Source organism: Plantactinospora sp. WMMC1484, assembly GCF_049315195.1.
GTDB lineage: Bacteria > Actinomycetota > Actinomycetes > Mycobacteriales > Micromonosporaceae > Plantactinospora.
Genome location: NZ_CP186055.1, coordinates 7,261,995 through 7,283,016 on the forward strand (window position 1 = coordinate 7,261,995; position 21,022 = coordinate 7,283,016).

The following is a 21,022-nucleotide window of genomic DNA, read 5'->3' on the forward strand; positions in this document are numbered from 1 at the left end:
ACCTCACCGACGGCGGCTGCCGTGCCGGCTGGTACCGCCGGTGCCGCCAGACCTGCCAGCGCCGCTGCCGCCGTCGCTGCCGCCGCTGCCGGCGCTGCCGGCGCTGCCAGCGTTGCCGGCGCTGCCAGCGTTGCCGGTGCGGAAGCGGGCGAGCAGCACGCAGAGGTCCTCACCCTGGCCGGCCCCGTCGAGCAGGGTGGTAACCGCCTCCGGCTGGATCCGGGCTCCGGCGTGGACGATCCGGTCCATCAGCGACGACCGGCCCCGCGGCGGCCGGTGCGCGAGTCCATGGGTGTGTAGCAGCAGGCGGTCGCCGGAGCGGACCACCAGCGTCTCCTCCCGGTACGCGGCTGCCGGGTCGGTGCCCAGCGGCGGGTCACAGGTGCCGGCCAGCACGGTGCCGGAGTCCCTTCCGCGGAAATACGCCGGGGCGGCCCGCCCGGCGGCCGCCCAGCGGAGGCGCCGGTCAGCCGGGGTGTACCGGGCGAGCACGACGCCGGCCGTCAGCCCGGGACGGTCGAACCGGAGCAGGGTGTTGGCGGATGCCAGGAGCTCGGCCGGTTCCTGCCGCACCAGCGCGTACGAGCGGAGCGCCTGCCGCACCCGCCCGGCGTCGACCACGGCCGCGGTCTCCTCCCCCGGCACGTGTCCCACCACCAGCAAGACGTCGCCGCCGGGCAGCTCCGTCGCGTCGTACCAGTGGGCGCCGGCACTCCGGCGCGCCGGTGTGCCGGCACCGTCCGCGCTCACGTCCGGGCCGGCCAGCGGCTCCGGTGCCGGCAGCATGGCCGTGACGAGACCCTCCCGGACGGCGGCCGTCCGGCGATGTCCGGCCAAGACCACGTCGCGCTGGCGCAGCCGCGCCCGCAGCAGCCGCTCCTCGGTGACGTCCTGGACCGTGCCGACGAGCATCGCCGCCTCACCCGCGCCGTTCCCTGGCGGCTCCACGCCGACCCGCAGCGACCGGCCGGTGAGCCGTCCGGCCCCACGGAACTCGTGACTGGCCCGCACGTCGCGGTTCCCGGCCGGCGGCTCCGCCAGCAGGCGCCGTGCCGCCGCCCGGTCCGCCGGATGCAGCTGGTCGATGACCGCGTCGAGCGTGCTGAGCCGCCCGTCGTCGACCCCGAGCAGTTCCCGCAGGTACGGCGAGAGGTGCAGTACGCCCCCCGACGGATCCCGGCGGAACGAGCCGACCCCGGAGACCGCCTCGGCCCGCAGCAGCTGCTCGTAGCTGGCCTCCGCCGCCGTGTGCGGATGCCACACCAGCAGCACCTTGTCCGCCACCGCGGCGACCCGGGCACTGAGGCTGTCGCTGGCCCGGCCGCACAGGTCCGCCGTCCGCAGCCGGACCAGGTCCAGGTGGCGCAACGGCGTCCCGGCGAGCACCTCCCGGCAGGCGGTCAGGAGGTCCTGACTGCCCGCGTACGGGAACAGCGAGAGCAGTGTCGCGCCGGCCAGGTCGACCCCGGCCTCCCGGCACAGCGCCTGCGCGTACGTGTTCGCCCGGCGCACCCGGAAGTCGGCGGCGACCGGGGAACCCGTCCGCAGCGGGGTCAGCAGCACCGCCGGGTTGTGCATCGCCTCCAGCGGGATGGGCAGCCACGGCTCGCCGAACTCCACGAGGCTCTCCGGGCCGGCCGCCAGTTCCCGGGCACGCGCGCCGACCGGGCCACCCAACGCGAACAGGTAGCGCTCCGCCCCGGCCTCCATCTCCAACGGGCTGGACCAGCTCAGGCCGACGCTGCCAATCACCTCGTCGCCGTCCGTCAGTGGCAATGCCAGCGCCGCCGACGGCGGGTCGCTGCTGTCGGCCAGCGAAGGGAACTCCTGCTTGACCTCCGCCGGGGTGTTCGCGACGACCGGTGCCCGGCAGCGCACCGCCCGGGTCACCGGAACCTCCATCTGCGGCGGCATGCGTTTCCACTGCGATCGCTGCACCACGGTCAGCCCATGCCCACCCAGCAGGCGCAGTGCGCCGTCCGGCTCCAGCCCGCAGATCAGTACCGCCCGCGGCTGCGGCCAGCCTGGTGTCGCCAGCACCAGCGCCTCGGCGAGTTCGTCGTAGTCCCGCGCCGCCGCCGCCCGCGCCCCGACGATCTGGTGGTGGCTGTGCAACGCCTCCGCCGCCGGGGAACGCGCCTGCGGCGGCACCGGCCGGCGGGGCTGCCGGATCGACAGGTCCTCGGCCACCCTTAACCGCAACTGCTCGGCTGTCGCCGGCTCGGGTACCGGGGCCGCCGGCTCGGGGGTGGCGGTGCCCACGACGGCGGCGGCCACCCCGCTGACCTTGGTGTTCGTGTTCTGGGACAGCCGTAGCAGGTGGTCGAACGCCTGCTCCGGCGGTACGCCGAGCCGGGCCGCCATGACGCCCTTGGCCTGCTCGATCATCGCGCGGTGCCGCATCGCCTGGCGCAGCCCGGCGACCTCGGCACGGAGTCGTGCCACGGTGGCCTCCAACGACCGCGCCGCACTCTCCCGGTCGGACACGTGTGTCTCCCTCCTTGGGCGCGCCGGAAGGTTGCCCTCCGCTCCCTCCTTCGATCTCTTCGGAACGTTCCCCGGAAGCCTTCTCCTCGGAGAGGTTTCCCCGTCCCGGCCGCGATAACGTGTAGTTGCCGGCACAATCGCATGACGGGCGTGTAACAGGGACTTCTCCGGCAAGCGGGCCGCCCGGCGCCCGACACCGGCTGGCAAGCGCCGCCGCGCGGACGGCCGGCGGTCGGTGCGTACGCGACTGCACGGTTCTATGACAGCTACGTAACAGCGGACGCACTGCGACCCGGCTCGGGCGCCAGATGCGATAGCGTTCGGTGGAGCCGCCCGAGCACGTCGCTCCCCGGAGCGCGACGCTCGGAGCGGTCGACTCGACAGGTGTGCGAGTTCGGCAGCATGCCGTCCGCCGCCTGGCGGCACTCGAGACCAGGGTGCCCCTGCCCACGGCCCTTCCGGCCGGGCGTCACGTCGCCACCGCGCCCCTGCGCGCGCCGAAGACGCCGGCCGCTGCCTGCAGGAGTGCCCCATGACCACCGCTGTCACCCCGCACACGGCCACGACCACCGCCACCCGTCCGACCGCCCCACGACCCGACCGATTCGATGCGACCGAGCGGGCCCGCACCGAGGCGACGATCGATCACCTGCTGCACCGCATGTGCACCGAGCCAGCCGGCACGGTGGCCCGGGCACGCCTGCGCGAGCAGGTGATCACGCTGAGCCTGCCGATCGCGCACCGCCTGGTACGCCGCTACCGCAACCACGGCGAGCCCCTGGAGGACCTGCGCCAGGTGGCGGCCCTCGCGTTGGTCAACGCCGTCGACCGGTACGACCCGGCGGTGGGCGAGCACTTCCTCGGCTTCGCCATCCCCACCATCCTGGGGGAGGTCAAACGGCACTTCCGGGACTGCACCTGGATGGTGCACGTGCCCCGCCGATTCCAGGAGCTACGCCGGCGGATCGCCGCCGCCTCCGACGCGCTGGCACAACGTCTGCACCGCTCGCCCACCCTCGCGGAACTCGCCGACCACCTGGCCGTCGCCGAGGAGGAACTCATCGACGGCCTCTACGCGGCCACCTGCCACGACGCCCTGTCGCTGGACGGGCCCGGCGTACGCACGGAGCTCCTGCTCGACGGGGTCGGCGACGACGACCCGAGCTACCGGCGTGCCGAGGCGCGTCTGGTCGTCCATCCCGCGCTCTGCACCCTGCCCGAACGCGAAAGGACGATCATGTATCTGCGGTTCTTCGAGAACCTGTCGCAGACGCAGATCGCCGCCCGCGTCGGGATGTCGCAGATGCACGTCTCCCGGTTGATCCGCCAGTCCCTGGACCAGCTCCGCGAACACCTGTCCGCCGACCCCGACACCGAACCCGACCCCGACACCGACACCGAGCCCGGGGCCGGCACCAGGCCGGAACCGGCAACGTCATTCGGCGCCAGCTCCGGCACCGCGTGAGCGCCGCCCGGAAAGGGCGACCGGTCGGCCACCGCTTGGAGAGGATGGGGACATGTCCCTGCCGCTGGAGGATTACGCGTTCGTCGGCAACACCCGGACCGGGGCCCTGATCGGCCGCAACGGCAGTGTCGACTGGCTCTGCCTGCCGCGCTTCGATTCGGACGCCTGTTTCGCCGCGCTGCTCGGAGAGCCGGTGCACGGGCGCTGGAGTCTGTCACCCGCCGGCCGGACCGGCACGGCCAGACGCTATCTCGGCCACAGTCTCGTACTGGCCACCGACTTCACCACCGAGAGCGGCGGCGCCGTACGGGTGACCGACTGCATGCCCGTGGAGGGCGCGCACGACAGTCTGATCCGGCGGGTCGAGGGAGTGCGGGGCAGCGTCGAGGTGGACACCGAGATACGGCTGCGCTTCGACTACGGGCTCTCCGAGCCGTGGCTGCGCCGGGACGGCGACCGGGTCATGGCCATCGCCGGCCCGCACACTGTTGCCGTCGACTCGCCCGTGCCGCTCCAGTTCCGGGACGGCACCCTCTCCGGACGCTTTCGGGTGAACGCGGGCGACTCCGTCGACCTGTGTCTGACGTACCTGCGCCAGGGTGAGTCCGCCGGGCAGCTCCCGCCCGCCGCTGCCGCCATCGCGGGTACCCGGGACTGGTGGCAGGGCTGGGCGGACCGGTGCACCGTGGGCGGCCGGTACCGGGATCCGCTGATCCGGTCGCTGCTCACGCTGAAGGCGCTCACCTACGCGCCGACCGGCGGCATCCTCGCCGCACCCACCACCTCGCTGCCCGAGCGACTCGGCGGCGTCCGCAACTGGGACTACCGGTACTGCTGGATCCGCGACGCCACCTTCACCCTGCTCGCCTTCCTCGACGCCGGGTACACCCGGGAGGCGGTGGCGTGGCGGGAGTGGCTGCTCCGCGCGGTCGCGGGGCGCCCTGACCAGATGCAGATCATGTACGGCCTGCACGGTGAGCGGCGACTCACCGAGATGGAGCTGGACTGGCTGCCCGGTTACGCCGGCTCCACACCGGTACGGATCGGCAACGCCGCCGCCGGCCAGTTCCAGCTCGACGTGTACGGGGAACTGATGGACGCCCTGCACCAGGCCCGCTCCAGCGGCATCGAGCCCGATCCGGACGCCTGGCGGGTGCAGCGGGATCTGCTGGACTTCCTGGAGTCGCGCTGGAGCGATCCCGACGAGGGCATCTGGGAAATCCGTGGACCGCGCCGACACTTCACCCACTCGAAGGTGATGGCGTGGGTGGCGGCGGACCGCGCCGTCAAGGACGTGGAACGGTTCGACCTGGACGGGCCGGTGCCGCGATGGCGTCGGTTGCGCGCCGAGATCTTCGACGAGGTCTGCGCCAAGGGGTACGACGCGGGCCGCAACACCTTCACCCGCTCGTACGGCTCGCCGGAGGTCGACGCCGCGCTGCTGCTGATGGCGCCCGTCGGCTTCCTACCGGCCACCGACCCCCGGATCGTCGGCACCGTCGCCGCCATCGAGCGGGACCTGTGCCAGGACGGTTTCGTCCACCGCTACCGGCACGAACGCCGGCCGGGGGCAGGACACGGCCGGGACGCCGAGGCGGACGGCCTTCCGCCCGGCGAGGGCGCGTTCCTGGCCGCCAGCTTCTGGCTCGCCGACAACTACCTGCTGCGCGGCGATCTCGGCCGCGCGCGGGCCACGTTCGAACGCCTGCTGGAGGTCGGCAACGACGTCGGCCTGCTCGCCGAGGAGTACGACGTGGACGCCGCGCGTCTGGTCGGCAACTTCCCGCAGGCCCTGTCGCACCTGCAGTTGGTGAACACCGCGCTCAACCTCACCCAGGCGGCGGGGCCGGCCCGGCACCGCGCCGAAGAGGCGCGTCGCTGAGCCGCGCCCTCGCCCCCGCAGGCACGCCCTCGCCCCCGCAGGCACCGAGCCGCAGCCGCGGCCCCGCAGGCGCCGAGCCGTGGCCCGCACCTCTACTGCTCCGCCATGAGCTGGTCACGGCCCACCCGGAGAAACACCGTCGGGTCGTCGACCTCGGAAATCTGGTCGGCCGCGACGTAGCGGTCCACGCCGTGCACCCCGGTGCCGATCACCCTCAGATAGCCGCCGGCCATCAACCGCTCAGCCTGGCGGTGTTCCAGGTCGGGTGCGTCCCTGCCGAGCACGCCAGCGGCCCAGCCGTCCGCTTCCCGGTCGGGCCGGATGCCGCCTCCCGCCGGCCTGTCGCCGACGGTGACCTGGGTGACGGTGCCCACCATCTCCCCTTCGGCGTCCACGACCCGCATACCGGCGCGGACCTTTCCGATCGGGCGGCCCGGTCCATCGGACAGGTCGGTCATCGACGTCCACCTCCTTCCGCCGGAATCACCCCCGAGTGCCGCCGTGCCGCACCTCTCCGGCCTCCGCCGGACGGCGGGACGGGTGGTACGGGAAGCCGGAGTACAGGTAGCCGGGGGTCCAGAACGGCGGGTAGCCGTAGTAGCCGTAGAGGCTCTCGTAGTACGGCTGCTGGTCGACCAGGTCGGGGTCGTAGCGGGGCGCGCCGGCCACCCGCTGCCGCCCCTGGTCCACCGTCACCTCGTCGTCGGAGACGCCCTTGACCGCCTCCACCGGGATGAACGACGGTGTGGCGCCGAAGCCCAGGATCCCGCCGTGCTCGACGCGGAGGAAGCGGATTCTCCACTCCCCGGCGTCGACCAGTAGCTCCTCGACCGTGCCGAGCTCCTCCCCGTCGGCGTCCCGGACCTTGCGGCCGCGGACATCCTCGGCCGGGTCGGCCAGCACACGGTCCGAGTCCGAGAGCCGGACCAGGGTCGCCCTCTCGTCTGCCATGACCTCTATCTCCTTCGAGTCCTGGGGGCGGATGATCCGGGTCGGGCCAACCCACCCCTGCTCAATCCGGACGGTCGTCGGCGCGGCTACCCGCCCGGTCACAGCCGAAACATGCGCACCGGGTGCCCGCGCGGGGCAGCTCCACGACATCGGCGTCTGCCGATGGTTGGAAACGCTGTCCATGGGGTAGGCGGCGGCCCGCCCAGCGCGACAGAGGGGCCCCGGCGCCGCAGAGGTGTCACCGCTCCACATCCGAGAGGCAATCTTTCAGATCCAAAACGATCTTCCAGATCCGGACAGCGATCCGAACGGTCAGGAGGGACCATGCGATCTTCACGACTGACCGCGATGACGGCGACGGCCATGGCGGCACTGCTGGCGCTCACCGCCTGCGGCGACGACGCGGGAGGCGGCGACGACACGGTCGAGGTCTTCACCTGGTGGGCCGACGGCGGCGAGAAGGCCGGCCTCGACGCGCTCGTCGGCGTCTTCAACGACCAGTGCCCCGCACAGACCTTCGAGAACGGCGCGGTTGCCGGCGGTGCCGGGGCGAACGCCAAGCAGGTGCTCGCCTCACGCCTGCAGACCGGCTCCCCGCCGGACACGTTCCAGGCGCACGCGGGCGCGGAGTTGGTGGACTACATCACGGCCGGCCAGCTCGAGGACCTCAGCGCCGGCTACGACGAATGGGGTCTCCGGGAGGCGTTTCCGGACGGACTCATCGAAAACCTCACCCACGAGGGCAAGATCTATTCGGTGCCGGCGAACATCCACCGGGCCAACGTGGTGTGGACGAACGAGCAGGTACTCGCCGACGCCGGCGTGACCGAGGCCCCGACCACGATGGCCGAGTTCATCGCCGCGCTGGACGCGGTCAGGGCCAACGGCGTCAGCGCCCCGCTGGCGGTCGGGACGGACTGGACCCAGCTGATGCTGCTGGAGACGGTGCTCATCACCGACCTGGGCCCGCAGCAGTTCACCGGCCTCTGGGACGGCGGCACCGACTGGCGCGGCGCCGACGTCACCCGGGCGATCGCGGACTACGACCGGCTGCTCGGCTACGCCAACGCCGACCGGGACGCGCTGGACTGGACCGACGCGGAACGGCTGCTGATGAACGGTCAGGCAGGCTTTCAGCTGATGGGTGACTGGGAGGCCGCCGACCTCGACGCGAAGGGGTTCCGCGACTACGGCTACTTCACGTTCCCCGGCAACGGCGAGACCTTCCAGTGGCTGGCCGACTCGTTCACTCTGCCGCGCGGCGCCCCCAACCCGGAGGGCGCGCGGTGCTGGCTGCGCACTGTCGGCAGCAGCGACGGCCAGCGGGAGTTCAACACCAAGAAGGGCTCCATCCCGGCGCGCACCGACGCCGACCCGGCGAACTACCCGGCGTATCAGCAGACCGCGATGGCCGACTGGGGGACGGCCACGCCGGTGCCGTCCTGTGCGCACGGCTCGGCCTGCTCGCAGGGCATGTTGGAGGCAGCCAACTCCGCCGTGGCGAAGTTCTCCACCGACCGAAACGCGGGCGCGCTCCAGGACGCGCTGGCACAGGCCGCTACCCGGTACGGCGCCGGCTGACCTCGCGGGTGGGGCGGTGTACCGCCCCACCCGCGCACGCCGCCCCACCCTTACACCCCACACCAGGAGTTGCCCGATGCGGAACGTGCGCCAGTGGGGGCCAGGGCTCCTGCTGATATCGCCCTCGCTGATACTGCTGGCGGTCTTCGTCTACGGCCTGATCGGCTGGACGGTCAAGGTCTCCCTCTCGGAACAGCACGACGCGCTCGGTTCGCGCGGCTTCGTCGGATTGGACAACTACGTCTATCTCTTCACCGAGGACATCAACGGCCGGTTCGTTCACTCGCTGCGGAACCTCGCAGTCTTCACCGTGGTGTTCCTGGCCGGCGCCATGCTGCTGGGCCTGCTCTGGGCCTTCCTGCTCGAGCGGGGCGTACGCGGGGAGGGCTTCTTCCGCACCGTGTACCTCTTCCCGATGGCGATCAGCTTCGTCGCGTCCGGAGTGGTGTGGCGGTGGCTGATGAACCCGAGCACCGGCGAGCGGGCCGGCGGGCTGAACCGGCTCTTCCAGGCGATGCACCTGGACGTCCTGCAGAGCGAGTGGTGGACCAACCCGACCTGGGGCATGGCGGCGATGGCGATGCCGGCGATCTGGCAGATAACCGGATACGTGATGGCCCTGTTCCTGGCCGGATTCCGGGGCATACCGCACGAGCTGCGCGAGGCCGCGGCCGTCGACGGCGCCTCCACCTTCCAACTCTACCGACGGGTGATCTTCCCGCAGCTCACCCCGGTCGCGCTCTCGGCACTGATCATCGTCGGCCACATGTCCATGAAGATGTTCGACCTGATCATGAGCGTCTCCGGCGCACAGTGGCTGACCGAGGTGCCCGCCGTCTACGTGTGGCAGGCGCTGCTCACCAGCGACTACGCCAAGGCCGCCGCGATCAGCGTGATCCTGCTGCTCATCGTGGCGGTGGTGGTCGTGCCGTACCTGCGCCACGTCAACCGGGCGGAGAAGCGCTCATGACCGCCACGACGAATCCCGCACCGCCACCCGCCGCGGTCCGCCGTCCACCGGCCCGGAGCGCCCGCACCGGCCGCCGGGCGCCGATGACCGTCGCCGGGCAGCTGGTCAGGTACGCCCTGGTGCTGTTCTTCCTGATGGTCGTCCTGATGCCGGCGTACGTGCTGGTGGTGACGAGCTTCAAGTCGGGTGCCGAGATCGGGGTCTCCGGGCAGTGGAACCTGCCCCGGGAGTGGACCCTGGAATCCTGGGCGAAGGCGTGGGATGCGCTACGCCCCTCGTTCCTGCGCACGATCGCGCTCGCCGCACCGGTGGCCGTCATCTCGTCGCTGCTCGGTGCGGCGAACGGCTTCGTGCTCTCCCGCTGGCGATTTCCCGGCGCGGACGTGGTGTTCACGCTGATCCTGTTCGGCATGTTCATCCCATACCAGGCGGTGATGATCCCGCTGCGGGACATCGTCACCACGATCGGCCTGCCGCCCGGCATCCCGACGCTGGTCTTCGTGCACTGCGTCTACGGCATCCCGATCTGCACGCTGATCTTCCGCAACTACTATGCCACCACCATCCCGGAGGACCTGGTCGAGGCCGGCCGGGTGGACGGTGCCGGCGTGCTGCGGACGTTTTGGTCGGTCATCCTGCCGCTCTCCGCCCCGGGTTTCGTGGTGGCGATCATCTGGCAGTTCACCTCCGCCTGGAACGACTTCCTTTTCGCGATCTTCCTCTCCAACACCCGCAACGGACCGATCACGATCGCCCTGAACGCCTTGGCCGGCGCCCAGTCCCCGGACTACGCGGCCTCGATGGCCGGCGCGTTCATCACCTCTCTGCCCAACCTGGTGATCTACGTACTGCTCGGCCGCTGGTTCATCGGCGGCCTGATGGCCGGCTCCGTCAAGAACTGATCGGCCGCCGGGCGGACCGACCGAGACAGGAGGATGTGGTCCGGGCTCGGCCGAGGCGCGGTCCGGGCTCCGCCGAGGCGCGGTCCGGGCTCGGCCGAGTACGGCACCGAGCCCGGACCGGTCAAGGGCGCCGAACCGGACGTTCCGCCCGGATCAGCGGCCCGCCACGGGGTACCAGCCGCTGGGCTCGGCGGGATCCGCGAACTCCAGACCCTCGGCGATCTTCTTGATCTCGTCTGTCGACAGCGTGCCGGACTGGTCCTGGACCTCCGCGTAGTACCGGCTGTCGATCTTCACGTCGCAGAAGTGCCCCTCCGTGGAGCAGGGTGGCGTCACCGGGTGCGCATATGGTCCCTCGGTCTCCACCGGCGCGACGCTGACACGCAGGTACGGCGTCTCCGGATCGTCGAGGTCGACCCGGGTCGTCAGGGAGCCGAAGTCGGGCGCCTGCCTGGCGTACTGCGCGAGCGCCACCGCGGTGTCGCCCGGCACCAGGCTGCGACCGGCACTGACCAGCTGCCATCCCGCCGGCAGGTAGCTCGCCCGGTAGGGCAGCCGCGCCTGCGTCGGCTGGCCCACGGCGAACCGTTCGGCGAGTTGCTGCTGGATCTGCGCCGGCACACCCCGCTCACCGATGTTGTCCGACTCGATCGTGGCCCAGGCGCCGTCGGCGTACTGCCAGGCAAGCGCCGGCAGCTGCACCGTCTCGGTGCGGAGAGTGCGGCGACCGTCCGCGTCCGTGCCGGCGTCCCCGAACCGCATCTGGACACCCAGGGTGGTCGCGTACCCCTCCCGGCCCTGCACGACGACGCGGCTACCGGAGCTGAACCGCTCGGGCCGGAAGACGCCGGGCCGGTAGACGGTGAGGGTGCCGGCGTGCACGGTGATGGCGGGCCCGTCACCCACGTCCAGGTTCGAACGTTCGATGGCGGTGCTCTGGTAGCCGGACGTGACCTGCATTGAATCCACGACCCGGTAGTCGCCGAGTTCGTACCCGGTGAAGGTGTGGGCAAAGCCGGACGCCGCGGCGTCCGCCCCCTGCTGCCCCGCGACCGGGCCGCCGACGGCCGCGGCATCGCCCGGTCCGCTCCCCTCGGGAAGCAGCGCCGTCGTCGCCAGTACGAGGGCGGCCACGGCCATCGACGCCCCGCCGACCGCGCCGGCACTCCTGCCGAGTCTGCGGCGCCGCACCCGGCGCCGACCGGAGACGACGATGTCGTCGACGGTCATCCGCGCGGGCGGCGAGTCGGACTTGGCAATCTCCAACAGCTGACGCATGTCACTCACGTTGTCTCCTAGATTGTGCTCGGTGTCGGGACGTCCTGGGCGGCGAGCACGGCCCGCAGGGCGGCGAGGCCGCGAGCGGTCTGGCTCTTGACAGTGCCGGGACTGCGGCCCAGCATCTCCGCCGTCTCCTCCACGCTCAGTTCCTCGTAGAAGCGCAGCACCAGCACGGCCCGCTGCCCGCGCGGTACGCTCAGCAACGCGGCCCGCACGCGCAGCTTCTCGTCCACCACCTCTGACTCGTCGACCTGCGCGAGGTCGAGGAGTTCGGGGCTGACCGTCCGCTCCCTGCGCCAGGGGCGCCGCCGCTCGTCCACGACCGCGCGCATCACCATCCGGCACGCGTACGCGTACGGGCGGTCGACGCCGGACCAGCGGACGAACAACTTACTGAGGACCGTGGAGACGGCATCGTCAGCGGTCTGCCAGTCGCCGCAGGTCAGAAAGGCCAAGCCGCGCAGCGCCTCCAGCTTGGCCGCGACGAACTGCCGGAACTCCTCCTCGTCGGGCTGCTTCACCAGTCTTCGCTCCTTCCGTCGGGGGGAAGACGGCAGCTCCGGCGGCCGGGGTTGCACCGGGCACCGGAAAATTTCGCCGCAGCTAGCCACGGGTCGGCGCTAGCCACCGGTCGCAGTCGACCTTCGCGTCCCGGTACGCGGCCAGCCGCGCCAACTGCTCGGTGCGGGGCAGCCGGCCGAGTTCGGCCAGGGCCTGCCCGGCCGGCCCTGCAGCGCCGCCGGCCGGCGCGTGCACCCGGGTGACGCAGACGTGCGGCTCCCCTCGGCACAGACCAGCGCGGCGGGCGGCTAGACGACTCCGATCCACCTGCGGGTTCTCACAGCGGTCGAGACCCGGGTCACATCGCGACACCCCCGCCGCCACCCGGGACGACTCCGGAGTGCCGGCGTCGGGACGTCCATCGGCTGTCGACCGGGCAGCTATGCCCGGTCGGGACGATCGTCCTCGGCTATCCGTGAGGGAGAGAGCGATGAGGACGTACCTGGTAACCGGCGTGGCCGACGGCATCGGGCGGGCGACCGCCGAGCGGCTGGCGAAGGAGGGGCACCGGGTCGTCGGCGCCGACCGCCGGGACGCGGATATCGTCGCCGACCTCGGCACGGCGGCAGGCCGCCGGCACCTGGTGGCGGAGGCCGGACGTGTCCGCGGCGGTATCGACGCCGTCATCGCGGTGGCCGGCACGGCGGAGCCGGACACCTCCCCGGTCTCGGTGAACTACTTCGGCATGCTGGCGACGCTGGCCGGCCTGCGACCGCTGCTCGCCGCCGCGCCGGCGCCCCGGGCGGTCGCGGTCACCTCCATCGCGGCGATCGCCCCGGCCGACGAGGCCCTCGTGTCGGCGTGCCTGGCCGGCGACGAACCCGCCGCGCTCGACCGGGCCCAAACCCTGGTCGACGAGGGGCGGGCCGTCTTCACCGCCGGCTCGCAGGTCTACACCGCCAGCAAGGTGGCGCTGGCCCGCTGGGTACGGCGCACGGCGGCCGGGCCGGAGTGGGCCGGCGCCGGGATCCCGCTCAACGCGGTCGGCCCCGGCGTGGTGCTGACCGCGATGACCCGGGACATCCTCGCCACGCCGTCCGAGCGGGCCATCCTGGAGCAGGTCTCGCCCAGCCCGCTGAACGGTGTCGCCGAGCCGGCCGTCCCCGCCGGACTGCTGGCCTGGCTGGCAAGCCCCGAGAACACCCACGTGACGGGCCAGGTCATCTACTGCGACGGCGGGGCGGACGCGATCCTGCGGGGCGACCAGGTCTGGTGACGCCGCGTCCGGCGGGGTGCCGCCCCGCCGGACGTCCCCGCCGCATGGCGCTCAGCCGGCCTCGCGGACCGTGAGGCCGATGAGCTGGGTGATCAGGCCGTCACGGAGGTCGTCGGTGAAGGTCTCGCCGGGGTGTGCGGCACCCATCTCCCGGATGACCGTGACGACGGTCTCGGTCGGAGTCGCGTACGGCCAGAGCCCGGCCACGACGACGAAGACCGCACCGGCGAACCGGCCGGCGGCAGCCTCGGACAGCTGCGGCAGCTCCGCGCGGACCAGGGTGGCGAGCCGGGCGCTGTTGACCGCGGCACGGCGCTTGAAGTCACGGGCGAAGTCGAGCGAGATGTGTCGCTCCAGCACGCCGGCCATCAGGCTGATCAGTTCGCAGAGCAGCGGTTGCGCGGCGACGGTCTCGGCGACGATCGACGCGACCCGGATCTCCGTGCCGAAGCGGTCGGGCGGCGTCCGGCCCGGCGGTGCCCGATCCGGCGGAGGCGGTTCGCGGAGTCGCTCCTCGACCGTCGCCAGCCAGGCCTGCCAGGCCTCGTCCATGATCTCCAGAAAGATGGCCTCGCGGCTGTCGAAGTAGCGCAGCACGTTCGACCGTGCGAGACCGACCCGGTTGCTGAGTTCGCGCAGGCTGATCTCGGTCACCGGCTGCTCCCGCAGCATCGTCCGGGCGGTCTCCAGGATCACTTTCCGGCGGGCCTCCACCTGCTCGGGGCGGCGTGCGCGCTGGAAGCCGGCGGAGACCTCGACCACCGCCCGACCGTATCAGACCAGCGGTTCCCTACCGGCCCGGTGACGATCCCGCCCGCCTTCCCCAAAATAACAGCCAGCCGGTTCTTTGTTAAGAGACCGGCTGTCCGTTACTGTGGGAGCCGGACCCCGGCCGACTTCGATCACCGACGGAGGAATGTGCAGATGCCGGATCAGGCAACGGACGAGACACCCCGGCGGCCACGCCGCAGGCGCTGGTGGCTCTGGATCTCCGCCGCACTCGTGCTCACCCTCGGCGCCACGGCCGGAGTCGTCGCGACGAACTACGGCAACCAGCCCCTGGGGATCACGGACGTCCAGCGCGCGACGATCAGCGAGGAGGCGGCCGCCTACCTCGAGGACGCGACGACACTGACGATCCCCGACGTCGCCGTTCGCTATGTCGCCACCGAGGAGGTGGTCCGGGAAAGCCAGCAGGATTTCGTCGCCGAGGAGACGGTGGTCGAGGACCGGCTCATCGACCGGTTCGACCTCAGGCTCGACCAGACTGTGCTGGCGGGAGTACCGGTGACGGTGGTGACACCGCCGACCGTCCGGCCGGAGAACGCGAACCGGATCGCGATCAACGTGCACGGCGGCGGTTTCGTACTCGGAACCAGCCGCGACCGGGTCGGGCTGCTGATGGCGCAGGAACTCGGCATGCCGGTCTACTCCGTCGAATACACCCTCGCCCCGCAGGCCCGCTATCCGGTCGCCGTCAACGAGATCCTCGCCGTCTACCGCGCCCTGGTCACCGGCCGCGATCCCGGTCAGGTCGTCGCCTTCGCCAGCTCGGCCGGCGGCAATCTCCTGCTCTCCATGCTCCTGGAGGCGAAGAAGCAGGGCCTACCGATGATCGCCGGAATAGCCCTCTTCACGCCCTGCACCGATCTCACCGGCGTCGGCGACAGCGTGGTCGCCAACAACGGCCGGGACAGCCTGGTGACCAACATCCGCGTCGGCGTTCCGGAGAAGTTCTACGCACCCGGCGAGGACCTGAAGGCGCCCGGGCTATCCCCGGTCTACGCAGAGTACCCCGCCGACTTCCCCGCCACGGTGCTCACCACCGGCACCCGCGACTTCAACCTCAGCGACGCCACCCGGCAGTTCTGGAAGCTCGACGCCGCCGGTGTCGAGTCGCGCCTGCTCGTCGGCGAGGGGATGTGGCACGGATACCACTGGGAACCGGACATGCCCGAGGCGGTGCAGACCCGGGCGGCCGTCGTCGACTTCCTCCTGGCCCAACTCGACCCCGCGTGACAGGCCCCAACGTCGCGGAGCCCGCCGGGCGGGCCCAACGTCACGGAGCCCGCCGGGCGGGACTCGACGCCACGGAGCAGGACTCCACCGCGCCGGACCGGGCGGGCGGTCCGCGCGTCTATCCGGCGTCGACGCGGCGCCGAGCGGCGCCGGCCACGCTGGAGTCCTCCGGGAGAGGAGCAGAGATGTCGACATCCACCGGCAGCCACCGCATCGCCAGCCCGTTCACGGCGACCGTCGAGGGCCAGCGGCACGAGATCTACGCCGAGTACGCCCGGACGGGCAGCGTCCACCGGATCGCCATGCCGACCGGCGTACCGCTGTGGCTGGTCACCGGGCACGAGGAGGCGCGGAGCCTGCTGACCGATCCGCGACTGGTCAAGGGCGGCTGGGAGGCACGGGCCCGGTGGTCACCGCCCGGCAGCCGGCTCCCCCCGGACGTGGCGCGCGGGCTGCACACCCACATGCTGACCGCCGACCCGCCCGACCACGGTCGGCTGCGCAGGCTGGCGACCAAGGCCTTCACCCGACGCCGGATCGACTCGCTGGAGCCCCGGATCCGGACGCTGACCACCGACCTGCTGGGCGCCCTCGACGGCGACGACGAGGCCGACCTGGTGGCCTCGCTCGCGTACCCGCTGCCGATCGCCGTGATCACCGAGCTGGTCGGCATTCCCGAGGAGGGACGGGAGGACTTCCGGGGCTGGGCCGTACCGCTGATGGCGCCCGGGATCGTCTCCCCCGAGGTGGCCGCGGCGGCCGCCACCAAACTGCACGGATACACCCGCGAGTTGATCGCGCGCAAGCGCCGGAGTCCCGAGGACGACCTGCTCAGCGACCTGATCGCGGCACGCGACGGCGGGGACCGGCTCGACGGGGACGAACTCACCTCGATGGTGTACCTGCTGGTGTTCGCCGGGCACGAGACCACCGTCAACCTCATCGCCAACGGCGTCCTCGCGTTGCTGGCCAACCCCGACCAGCTCGCGCTGGTGCGGGCCGAGCCGGACCGGCTCGCCGACGCGATCGAGGAACTGCTCCGCTACGACGGGCCGGTGCAGGGCACCCTGCCGTACCTCACCGTCGAGCCGGTGGAGGTCGGCGGCGTCACCATCCCCGCGGACGAGCTGGTGATGATCTCGGTGCTCGCCGCCAACCGCGACCCGGCCCGCTTCCCCGGCGGGGACCGGCTCGACGTCACCCGCCCGGCCGCCGCCCACCTCGCCTTCGGGCACGGCCTGCACTACTGTCTCGGCGCGCCGCTCGCCCGGCTCCAGGGGCAGATCGCGATCGGGGCACTACTCGACCGCTTCCCGGCGCTCCGGCTCGGCGTCCCCGTCGAAACCCTCACCCGGAGCCCGTCGATGATCGTCAACAGCCTGACCGCACTGCCGGTCCGGCTCCGTTGACCCTCGGTCCGGGACAGCCCGGGCCCCGGCCCACGGCGGGGCCCGCTACTTCCGCACGGCAGGCTGGGCGGCGGCAGCGCTCATCGCGGAGCGCGCCGCCGCCATCCAGTGCGCGGAATCCCAGCCACGCGCGACCTCCACGGCGTGCGTGAACTCGCGCTCCGCCGCGCGGTCGTCGCCGGTCAGCCGATACAGGTCGCCGAGGGCGTGTGCGACCGGCCGCAGCACCACCGAGTTGCTGGCCGCCCCCGCGACCTGGTCACGCAGCGGAAGCAGGCGCCGGATCAGCCCGGGAACGGCATCGTGCTGCCCGAGCAGCACCGCGGTCTCGGCGCGCAGCGTCGCGAGGATTCCGTGGAAGGCGTCGGGGCGCACCTGCACCGCCCGCCGGACCTTCCGGGCCTCGTCGAGGCGGCCCTGCCGGGCCAGGACGATCGTCAGGGCGTCACCGGCGATCGGGCCCACCACGTCGTAGAGCGCCCGCACCAGTGGTTCGAGTTCGGCGTGCCGTCCCTGGCTGAACCGGACGGTGCAGATGGCGAAGGCGTGCAGCCGCCAGCTGTGTAGCGAGCCGTACCGGGACATCCGGTCGCGTACGTCGTCGTAGCGGGCCTCCGCCTCGTCGAACCGCCCCTGCGCGTGGTCCAGCATGGCGAGGGTGGCCCGGTGCACGACCTCCGGCTGCGCCATCCCGTACTGGCGGGCGATCCGCAGCGCGGCCTCGGCGTGTCGGCGTACCCCGGCCGCGTCGCCACGACCGCCGGCGATCATGCCGTCGATGTGCTCGCCGGCCCACCGGTAGGCAGGCATCTCGTGCGCCTGCGCGAGGGTGCGGAGTTCCGCGGTGAGTTTCGCGCGCCGTTCCTGGAACAACTCCCACGGCACGAACTTCGCCGCGACCACCAGTGTCGCGGCGAGCAGCCTGGGATCGCCGACCCGACGCGCGATCGCCAACGCCTCCTCGGCCGCACCGGCGACGCGCGGGTCGTCCTCGCCGTCCAGCTCCGTGGCGAAGACGTTCAGCAGCCGGCAACGCGTCTCCGGATCCAGGTCGTCGCGGTCGAGCAGCCGCTCGAGTACCGCGACCGTGCCGTGGTCGACGGTGCCGTACAACCGGGTCGACCAGGGTGTCGGTTCGGTCCAGGCGGCGAAGGCGGCGGCCACCAGGTCGGCGCGGCCGGCCCGCTCGGCGACGTCGACGGCACGCTGACGGGTGCGGCGGGCCGCCGGCAGTGCGCCCGCCCGGACCTGTGCCCGCAGCAGCCTGCCGAACAGCTCGATCAACCGCTCGTCCCGGTCGTCGGCGGGCAGGGGCACCCGGACGAACGCCTCGATCGCCTGTTCCAGCAGTTCGGCCTCTGCGTCGTGGGCGTACCGCTGCCGGGCCAGATCCGCGGCACGCACGCCGTACTCGACCGCGAGGGACGCCGTGGCGGCGGTCCCGGAGAGCGCGTGGTGGTGTGCCAGGGCCGTCAGGTCGTCGGGGCGGAGCTGCCGGACGGCGTCGGCGACCCGGGTGTGCATCCGGCTCCGGCGCAGCCTGGTCAGGTCGGTGTAGAGGGTGTCCCGGACCAGGGCGTGCGCGAACCGGACCCGGCCCGGCGCCGGTTCGGTGAGCAGCCCGGCGATGAGTCCGGCCTCGAGACCGTCGAGGACGCCGTCCTCGTCCGTCTCCGCCGCCAGCACCAGCACGTCGACGTCCGCCTCCCGGCCGACGACGGCGGCGAGTCGCAGCACCGCGACGGCGGGCCGGGGCAACCGTGCCAGGCGCCGCCGGAGCACGTCGCGTACGCCCTGCGGCACGTCGGAGGTGGCCACCAGGGCCCCCTCGCTGGCCAGCAGGCGGGCGCTCTCCCGGACATAGAACGGGTTGCCGCCGGTGCGCTCGACGAGCCGGGCCACCGTGTCCCGGTCGACCGGCCCGCCGCAGACCGCCGCCACCAGCACCGCCACCTCGGACGGACCGAGACCGGTGAGTTCGAGCCGGTACGGCGTCCGGCGGGCGATCTCGGCGAGCGTCTCGCCGAGGAGGTCGTCGACCTCGGTGGGCCGGTGGGCCGTCATCACCAGCACCGGGACGCCGGGCAGATCCGTCACCGTCTCCAGCAGGGCCAGGGTCTCGCTGTCCGCCCGGTGCAGGTCGTCGAGCACGATCGCGAGCGGATTGGCCATGGCGGCGGTCCGGATCCACGCGCCCGCCGCCTGGTTCAGCAGGAAGCGCCCGATGGAGGCGTCGTCGCCGGCCCGGACCGGCGGGACACCGGTGGCGGCCGGAAGATCGGTGGGCGGCGGCGTTCCGGGCTCGTCCAGCAGGGGGCGCAGCGGTGCGGGCTCGGCCGGCGGCAGCCGCCGGGCGAGCGCCCGCAGCGCCTCCACCCAGGCCCACGCGGGCGGGGCGCCCTCGAACTCCGGGCAGCGGCCGACCAGCACCGTCCAGCCCTCGGCCTCCAGGTCGCGCCGTGCCCGGGCCAGCAGCGCCGACTTGCCGGCCCCGGCCTCGCCGGTGACGAGCACGGTCGCACCGCCGCGCCGGGCCGTGGCGGCGACGTCGGCGAGCGTCCGGAGTTCCCTCTCGCGGCCGACGAAGATCTCGGCCTCGCGGGACGGCGGGTCCGGTTCGCGGCGATCGCGCCCGGCCGGTGGTGCCGCCGGCACGGGCCCCGCGGCGGGGGGCGCCGCCTCGTGCAGCACCTCCATCCGCTGGTTGAGGATCGCCTGTTCCAGCGCCACCAGCGGCGGTCCGGGCACGATGCCCAGTTCGTCGCGGAGGATCCGGCGGTTGCGCCGCAGCGCGGCCAGGGCATCGGCCTGGCGGCCGGATGCCCAGAGCGCGAGCCCGAGCAGCCGCCAGCCCTCCTCACGGAGCGGATGGTCCCGGGTGACGGCGTCGGCCATGGATATCGCGTCGTGCGTCCGGCCCGTACCGAGCGCGGCCCCGATGGTGAGTTCCTGCGCCGCCAGCCGGAGTTCGGTCAGCCGGGCGATCTCGGCGGCGGCCCATGCCTCGTCCGCAACCTCGGCGTAGGCGGCCCCCCGCCACCAGCCCAGCGCCTCGTCGAGGAGCTGCCGGGCCTGTCCGGGCGGGGCCTCCCTGGCCTGCCGCACCGCCCGCTCGAAGCGCCAGGCGTCGACCGCCTCCTCCGGCAGCCGCAAGGCGTATCCCGGCGGGACGGTCACCAGTACGGTGGCCGGGGCCCGTCGCGGGCGGTCCGGCTCGAGCAGCCGGCGGAGGTTCGACACGAACGCCTGCAGCGAGGCGATCGCCCGTGGCGGCGGCTCGCCCCGCCACAGCTGCTCGATGAGCCGGTCGATCGAGACCGCCTCACCCCGGCCGATGACGAGCAGCGCCAGCGCCGCCCGCTGCTTCGGCCCGCCCAGGTCGATCTGTTGGCCGTGCACGTCGGCCTCGATCGGCCCGAGCACCCGCAGCAGCACCATTGGACAAATGCTACGTCCGCAAGTCGCAGCCAAGTTCGGGCCAAGAAGCGCGGCACATCGTGGGCCGGAGCGGATCAGTCGTCCCCGGCGGATCAGTCGTCCCCGCACGAAGGAGTGCAGCGTGGTCTTCCCGAATGTTGCGGGCCGTCCTGACACGGACGGGATGCTGCTGGTTCACCGCATCTTCCGTCGCGAGTCCGGTCTGCTGCCGCGACTGGTCCGGGCCGTACCCGACGGCGATGTCGCCCGGGCGGAGGAGATCGCGAGACACTACCTCTGGTACGCGGAGATCCTGCGTCTGCACCACGACATCGAGGACGAACTGATCTGGCCGCTGCTGCTGGCGCGGCTCGACCTGGAGGCCGAACTCGTCCTCGAGATGGAGGAGCAGCACAGGCGGATCGACGAGACCCTGGTCCGGATCGCGGCGCTGCTGCCGCCGTGGCGGCACACCGCGGCGACGGTCTTCGGCGAACGGCTCGCCGAGGGCCTGGACGAGCACCGCGCGCTGCTGCTGGCGCATCTCGACGGCGAGGAGCACCTCGTGCTCGACCTCATCGCCGACTATCTCACCGTGCCGGAATGGGACGCGGCGGCCGATCGCGCGCGGACCGGGATGGCCCGCCGGAGCGCGACGATCGCGCTCGGCGCGCTGCTCGAGGAGGCGACCGCCGGGCAGCGCCGGTGGCTTTTCGACGAACTGCCGGTAGCGGCCCGGCTGGCGTGGCGGACCGTCGGCCACTGCCGGTATGCCCGGCACGTCAGTCGGCTCCGCGCGCCGCTGGCCGGCTGACCGGCTGACCGGCCGGCTGAGTTCCGGCGCCGTGCGGGGTAGGTGACCCCGGTCGGTTGCGTCGCCG

The 21,022-nt window shown here is 72.6% G+C and carries 17 protein-coding genes; 9 read left to right on the plus strand and 8 right to left on the minus strand.

Features of this window, described 5'->3' with window-relative positions; genetic code table 11:
* Positions 1 to 3: 3 nt before the first annotated feature.
* Positions 4 to 2,487: a SpoIIE family protein phosphatase gene (locus tag ACN28C_RS31235; protein WP_422771069.1), complete on the minus strand. Its 2,484-nt coding sequence runs from the start codon at positions 2,485 to 2,487 to the stop codon at positions 4 to 6.
* A gap of 532 nt (positions 2,488 to 3,019) precedes the next feature.
* Between ACN28C_RS31235 and ACN28C_RS31240 the strand changes: the two genes are divergently transcribed.
* Both ACN28C_RS31240 and ACN28C_RS31245 read left to right on the plus strand, forming a co-directional pair.
* Entirely contained in the window at positions 3,020 to 3,952 is a 933-nt protein-coding gene (locus ACN28C_RS31240; protein ID WP_422771070.1) for a SigB/SigF/SigG family RNA polymerase sigma factor, read from the plus strand.
* 52 nt (positions 3,953 to 4,004) lie between these two features.
* Positions 4,005 to 5,834: a glycoside hydrolase family 15 protein gene (locus ACN28C_RS31245; RefSeq protein WP_422771071.1), complete on the plus strand. Its 1,830-nt coding sequence runs from the start codon at positions 4,005 to 4,007 to the stop codon at positions 5,832 to 5,834.
* 92 nt (positions 5,835 to 5,926) lie between these two features.
* Here the strand turns inward: ACN28C_RS31245 and ACN28C_RS31250 are convergent, their stop codons facing one another.
* Both ACN28C_RS31250 and ACN28C_RS31255 read right to left on the minus strand, forming a co-directional pair.
* Positions 5,927 to 6,292: a hypothetical protein gene (locus tag ACN28C_RS31250; RefSeq protein ID WP_422771072.1), complete on the minus strand. Its 366-nt coding sequence runs from the start codon at positions 6,290 to 6,292 to the stop codon at positions 5,927 to 5,929.
* Positions 6,293 to 6,317: 25 nt separating this feature from the next.
* On the minus strand, positions 6,318 to 6,785 hold the full coding sequence (locus ACN28C_RS31255) for a PRC-barrel domain-containing protein (RefSeq protein ID WP_422771073.1): 468 nt from the start codon (positions 6,783 to 6,785) through the stop codon (positions 6,318 to 6,320).
* A 324-nt stretch (positions 6,786 to 7,109) separates the two neighbouring features.
* On the opposite strand from ACN28C_RS31255, the gene ACN28C_RS31260 reads away from it, so the two are divergent.
* From ACN28C_RS31260 to ACN28C_RS31270, 3 genes are all read left to right on the plus strand, one after another.
* Complete coding sequence (locus ACN28C_RS31260; RefSeq protein ID WP_422771074.1) at positions 7,110 to 8,366, plus strand: ABC transporter substrate-binding protein; 1,257 nt, start codon at positions 7,110 to 7,112, stop codon at positions 8,364 to 8,366.
* Positions 8,367 to 8,442: 76 nt separating this feature from the next.
* Positions 8,443 to 9,336, plus strand: a complete 894-nt coding sequence (locus ACN28C_RS31265; protein ID WP_422771075.1) for a carbohydrate ABC transporter permease — start codon at positions 8,443 to 8,445, stop codon at positions 9,334 to 9,336.
* Positions 9,333 to 10,238 carry a carbohydrate ABC transporter permease gene (locus ACN28C_RS31270; protein ID WP_422771076.1) on the plus strand — a complete coding sequence of 302 codons (906 nt, stop codon included), beginning with the start codon at positions 9,333 to 9,335 and terminating at the stop codon, positions 10,236 to 10,238. The genes ACN28C_RS31265 and ACN28C_RS31270 overlap by 4 nt, the downstream gene beginning before the upstream one ends.
* A gap of 153 nt (positions 10,239 to 10,391) precedes the next feature.
* Here the strand turns inward: ACN28C_RS31270 and ACN28C_RS31275 are convergent, their stop codons facing one another.
* From ACN28C_RS31275 to ACN28C_RS31285, 3 genes are all read right to left on the minus strand, one after another.
* Positions 10,392 to 11,525 carry a hypothetical protein gene (locus ACN28C_RS31275; RefSeq protein WP_422771077.1) on the minus strand — a complete coding sequence of 378 codons (1,134 nt, stop codon included), beginning with the start codon at positions 11,523 to 11,525 and terminating at the stop codon, positions 10,392 to 10,394.
* Positions 11,526 to 11,533: 8 nt separating this feature from the next.
* Positions 11,534 to 12,040 (minus strand): sigma-70 family RNA polymerase sigma factor, encoded by a 507-nt coding sequence (locus ACN28C_RS31280; RefSeq protein ID WP_422771078.1) that lies wholly within the window; start codon positions 12,038 to 12,040, stop codon positions 11,534 to 11,536.
* A gap of 82 nt (positions 12,041 to 12,122) precedes the next feature.
* Entirely contained in the window at positions 12,123 to 12,275 is a 153-nt protein-coding gene (locus ACN28C_RS31285) for a hypothetical protein (protein ID WP_422771079.1), read from the minus strand.
* Between the two features lie 235 nt (positions 12,276 to 12,510).
* Here ACN28C_RS31285 and ACN28C_RS31290 point away from each other — a divergent pair, with 235 nt between their 5' ends.
* Positions 12,511 to 13,296 (plus strand): SDR family oxidoreductase, encoded by a 786-nt coding sequence (locus ACN28C_RS31290; protein ID WP_422771080.1) that lies wholly within the window; start codon positions 12,511 to 12,513, stop codon positions 13,294 to 13,296.
* 51 nt (positions 13,297 to 13,347) lie between these two features.
* Here the strand turns inward: ACN28C_RS31290 and ACN28C_RS31295 are convergent, their stop codons facing one another.
* Positions 13,348 to 14,058 carry a TetR/AcrR family transcriptional regulator gene (locus ACN28C_RS31295; RefSeq protein WP_422771081.1) on the minus strand — a complete coding sequence of 237 codons (711 nt, stop codon included), beginning with the start codon at positions 14,056 to 14,058 and terminating at the stop codon, positions 13,348 to 13,350.
* Positions 14,059 to 14,220: 162 nt separating this feature from the next.
* Here ACN28C_RS31295 and ACN28C_RS31300 point away from each other — a divergent pair, with 162 nt between their 5' ends.
* The gene (locus tag ACN28C_RS31300) at positions 14,221 to 15,315 is read left to right on the plus strand and encodes an alpha/beta hydrolase (RefSeq protein ID WP_422771082.1); all 1,095 of its coding nucleotides are present in this window, start codon (positions 14,221 to 14,223) and stop codon (positions 15,313 to 15,315) included.
* Between the two features lie 185 nt (positions 15,316 to 15,500).
* A complete protein-coding gene (locus ACN28C_RS31305) occupies positions 15,501 to 16,724 on the plus strand; it encodes a cytochrome P450 family protein (RefSeq protein ID WP_422771083.1) in 1,224 nt (407 codons plus the stop codon).
* Between the two features lie 45 nt (positions 16,725 to 16,769).
* Here ACN28C_RS31305 and ACN28C_RS31310 read toward each other — a convergent pair whose 3' ends face one another.
* Positions 16,770 to 20,162: a BTAD domain-containing putative transcriptional regulator gene (locus tag ACN28C_RS31310; RefSeq protein ID WP_422771084.1), complete on the minus strand. Its 3,393-nt coding sequence runs from the start codon at positions 20,160 to 20,162 to the stop codon at positions 16,770 to 16,772.
* Between the two features lie 121 nt (positions 20,163 to 20,283).
* Here ACN28C_RS31310 and ACN28C_RS31315 point away from each other — a divergent pair, with 121 nt between their 5' ends.
* Positions 20,284 to 20,955 (plus strand): hemerythrin domain-containing protein, encoded by a 672-nt coding sequence (locus ACN28C_RS31315; RefSeq protein WP_422771085.1) that lies wholly within the window; start codon positions 20,284 to 20,286, stop codon positions 20,953 to 20,955.
* Positions 20,956 to 21,022: the final 67 nt, after the last annotated feature.

Excerpts from the sequence above, each read along its gene's own strand:
- ACN28C_RS31305 (WP_422771083.1), top strand. The coding sequence starts at position 15,501 with ATGTCGACATCCACCGGCAGCCACCGCATCGCCAGCCCGTTCACGGCG.
- ACN28C_RS31265 (WP_422771075.1), top strand. The coding sequence starts at position 8,443 with ATGCGGAACGTGCGCCAGTGGGGGCCAGGGCTCCTGCTGATATCGCCC.
- ACN28C_RS31290 (WP_422771080.1), top strand. The coding sequence starts at position 12,511 with ATGAGGACGTACCTGGTAACCGGCGTGGCCGACGGCATCGGGCGGGCG.
- ACN28C_RS31300 (WP_422771082.1), top strand. The coding sequence starts at position 14,221 with ATGCCGGATCAGGCAACGGACGAGACACCCCGGCGGCCACGCCGCAGG.
- ACN28C_RS31260 (WP_422771074.1), top strand. The coding sequence starts at position 7,110 with ATGCGATCTTCACGACTGACCGCGATGACGGCGACGGCCATGGCGGCA.
- ACN28C_RS31310 (WP_422771084.1), bottom strand. The coding sequence starts at position 20,162 with ATGGTGCTGCTGCGGGTGCTCGGGCCGATCGAGGCCGACGTGCACGGC.
- ACN28C_RS31270 (WP_422771076.1), top strand. The coding sequence starts at position 9,333 with ATGACCGCCACGACGAATCCCGCACCGCCACCCGCCGCGGTCCGCCGT.
- ACN28C_RS31240 (WP_422771070.1), top strand. The coding sequence starts at position 3,020 with ATGACCACCGCTGTCACCCCGCACACGGCCACGACCACCGCCACCCGT.
- ACN28C_RS31250 (WP_422771072.1), bottom strand. The coding sequence starts at position 6,292 with ATGACCGACCTGTCCGATGGACCGGGCCGCCCGATCGGAAAGGTCCGC.
- ACN28C_RS31245 (WP_422771071.1), top strand. The coding sequence starts at position 4,005 with ATGTCCCTGCCGCTGGAGGATTACGCGTTCGTCGGCAACACCCGGACC.
- ACN28C_RS31255 (WP_422771073.1), bottom strand. The coding sequence starts at position 6,785 with ATGGCAGACGAGAGGGCGACCCTGGTCCGGCTCTCGGACTCGGACCGT.